Below are 2,852 nucleotides of genomic sequence, written 5' to 3' on the forward strand. Positions count from 1 at the left end.
TTGCCAGCGGCGAAAACCGTGGATGACGTCGCGGCGCTGCTGCCGTGGAATATGAAGGATTTGCATACCCCCGATTTAACCAGCGGCGTGACTTCCTGAACAGTCTGGGGTTGATGGATCGCTTACAAACGCTGCAGCGCGAAATTTTGTGAAGAACCAACAGAGCAAAAGCTATCTTCAGAAGACAGGCTTCCTATGCCACAGCCATAAGGACCGAGAACTAGCGATTGGCTTGCAGCAGTGGCTCAAAGAGCAAGGTATGGATCTCTACATTGATTGGCAGGACGCGTCGATGCCTGAGACGCCCGATGCTACTACCGCGTCCCGCATCCGTAGCGTGATCCGTGGTGCCGACGTGTTCCTGTTTCTGGCAACGAAGGATTCGATGACCTCGCGCTGGTGTCCTTGGGAACTGGGTTTCGCAGACGGCGTGAAGCGAGACGAGCAGATCGCGATCATCGCGACGCGGGACGCCTCTGGCAATTACTATGGTAACGAGTATCTTCAGCTCTACCGCAGAATCGACCAGAACTCGGCAGGCAACTCGCTGTCCTGGTATCAGAAAGGCTCGCAATTGCCTCAAAGCCTGAGGAGTTTCTAAACTATGTCTCCAGAAAACGTTATCGATAGCTTCATCAAAGATTTTGTCCAAGACCTGCACAACGACAGCGCAGCGATTTTCGCTGGCGCGGGGATGTCCAAGGCGTGTGGCTACGTGGACTGGCCTGAATTGTTACGAGACATAGCGCATGAACTGGGCCTAAACGTCGATAAGGAGCATGACCTCATATCGCTGGCCCAATTTCACGTGAACAGCCGGCGGACCAGCGATGGCCTAGCCAAGAAAATCCTGCGCGAGTTTTCGGAACAGGCCGAGCCGTCAGAGATGCACGATATTATCGCGCGGCTGCCCATCCAAAGTTTTTGGACTACCAACTACGACAGCCTGATCGAGGACGCACTGCGCGCGGCGTTCCGAGTTCCAGACGTTAAATCCCAAGTGGAGCATCTGAGCATTAGCAAGCCCAAGCGCGACGCCATTGTCTATAAGATGCATGGTGACGTGAATTTGCCTCAACATGCAGTGATCTATAAGGAGCAATACGAGAGGTACTACGTCGACCGTGCACCCTTTATCACGGCTTTGAGTGGGGACCTGGTTTCTAAGACCTTCCTGTTCATCGGGTTTAGCTTCACAGACCCAAACCTCGATTATGTGCTGAGCCGGCTTCACGGGGGGACAGCCAAGCGCAATCACTACTGTTTTATGCGCGAGGCACAGAAGCAGGCCGATGACGATGAAGAGATCTTCAAATACAGGCGCCGCAAACAAGAGCTGCGCATTGAGGACCTAAAGCGCTTCGGTATCCAGACCCTGTTGGTCGACAACTATTCCGACATCAACCAAATCTTAAGAAGAATTGAAGCGCTGTACCGCAAGCGCACTGTGTTTTTTTCAGGGAGCGCCGAGGAATACGGAACTTGGTCACGACGCGACGCGCTCGACTTCATTCATGATGTCGCGGCTGACTGTGTCAAAGCGAACTGCCGAGTGGTCAACGGTTTTGGCTGGGGTGTCGGCAGCGCCGTTATCAATGGCGCATTGGAAGCGATCTACGGCGATCCGCAGAAGTACTCGGAGGCTCAACTTGTGGTGCGCCCCTTCCCGCAGCACGGTGAGAATTTAAAGGAGCTCTGGGAACAGTATCGGCAACGAATGATCAGCCTAGCTGGGGTCGCCCTGTTCTTCTTCGGAAACAAGATTGAGGGGGGCGACCTTGTGAATGCCAACGGGGTCAGACGCGAATTTGAGATCGCGTTGGAGCATGGGCTTCTGCCAATCCCTGTTGCCGCAACTGGCTTCATGGCCGAGGAGCTATGGAAGGAAATCTCGGTCGACTTGGATAAGTACTATGCTCAGTTCAAGTGGGTCATCCCAAAGATCCAGAAACTCGTCGATCCTAGCAATTCACCCAAAGAAATGTCCAAGACCATCAGCGAAATAATTAGACATTTGAACAAATAGGCGCCACTGCGCGTGGAGGAAAATATGGCTCGCAAAGTATTCTTCAGCTTCAAATACGATGACGTACACCGCGCGATGAATGTGCGCAACAGCAATGTTCTGACGGGGGTCACTAAGTCTGGTTCCATCGACAAGGCGGATTTTGAGCAGGTTAAGCGCCAAGGAGATAAGGCTATTCAGAATTGGATCGACAACCAATTATTGGGTACCTCCGTTACCGTGGTGCTTGTCGGTGCGCACACCGACAAGAGCATATGGGTTGAGTATGAAATTGAGCAAAGCGTCGCCCGGGGCAACGGGATCTTAACCATTGATATCAGCAAAATTAAAGATTTGCACGAGCAGACAACGACTTGCTGCTCGCTAAGGGTAAAGGGCTTTCCCCATTACCAGTGGAACAATAACAACGGTCGAGACAATTTGGGCAAATGGGTCGAGGACGCAGCGATAGCTGCTGGCAAGTAGACCGGGCCGGTCGGAAGCGGCCTGTCGAAGTGGGCGTAATTTCATTCGCAGTTAGTGCGAGCTCATTGCCGTCGAATGCAAGCAGCTGCCATGGATTGCGAGCATATTTGCAGATAGCGCGAGCACGAGCCGCTCGTCATTTGCACTTAATCTGAGCCGGGAAACGCGTCGAATGCGAGCATGGCCGTTTCAAACGCGAGTCGCTACCGGTAGCGTTGTATTAGTGGGAAAACCCTAATCTTACTGTGTCATAAGTTATATCGAGCCACATTGCAGCAGGGGCATCGTTGAAGTCGTTTCACGATTGCAGACATGATGAGTGTGCGCAATGACGTAATTGATTCAGGTACGTGGCGCTGTG

At 52.6% G+C, this 2,852-nt stretch carries 3 protein-coding genes; all 3 read left to right on the forward strand.

Features of this window, described 5'->3' with window-relative positions:
- Positions 1-148: 148 nt before the first annotated feature.
- From F2P45_RS33930 to F2P45_RS33940, 3 genes are read left to right on the forward strand one after another with little or no spacing between them, the layout of a single operon-like run.
- Complete coding sequence (locus F2P45_RS33930) at positions 149-601, forward strand: toll/interleukin-1 receptor domain-containing protein (RefSeq protein ID WP_166882611.1); 453 nt, start codon at positions 149-151, stop codon at positions 599-601.
- A gap of 3 nt (positions 602-604) precedes the next feature.
- Positions 605-2,026, forward strand: a complete 1,422-nt coding sequence (locus F2P45_RS33935; protein WP_166882612.1) for an SIR2 family protein — start codon at positions 605-607, stop codon at positions 2,024-2,026.
- Positions 2,027-2,050: 24 nt separating this feature from the next.
- On the forward strand, positions 2,051-2,491 hold the full coding sequence (locus F2P45_RS33940) for a TIR domain-containing protein (protein WP_166882613.1): 441 nt from the start codon (positions 2,051-2,053) through the stop codon (positions 2,489-2,491).
- Positions 2,492-2,852: the final 361 nt, after the last annotated feature.

It is taken from the genome of Massilia mucilaginosa, from assembly GCF_011682145.1.
GTDB classification, from domain to species: Bacteria; Pseudomonadota; Gammaproteobacteria; order Burkholderiales; family Burkholderiaceae_D; genus Telluria_A; species Telluria_A mucilaginosa.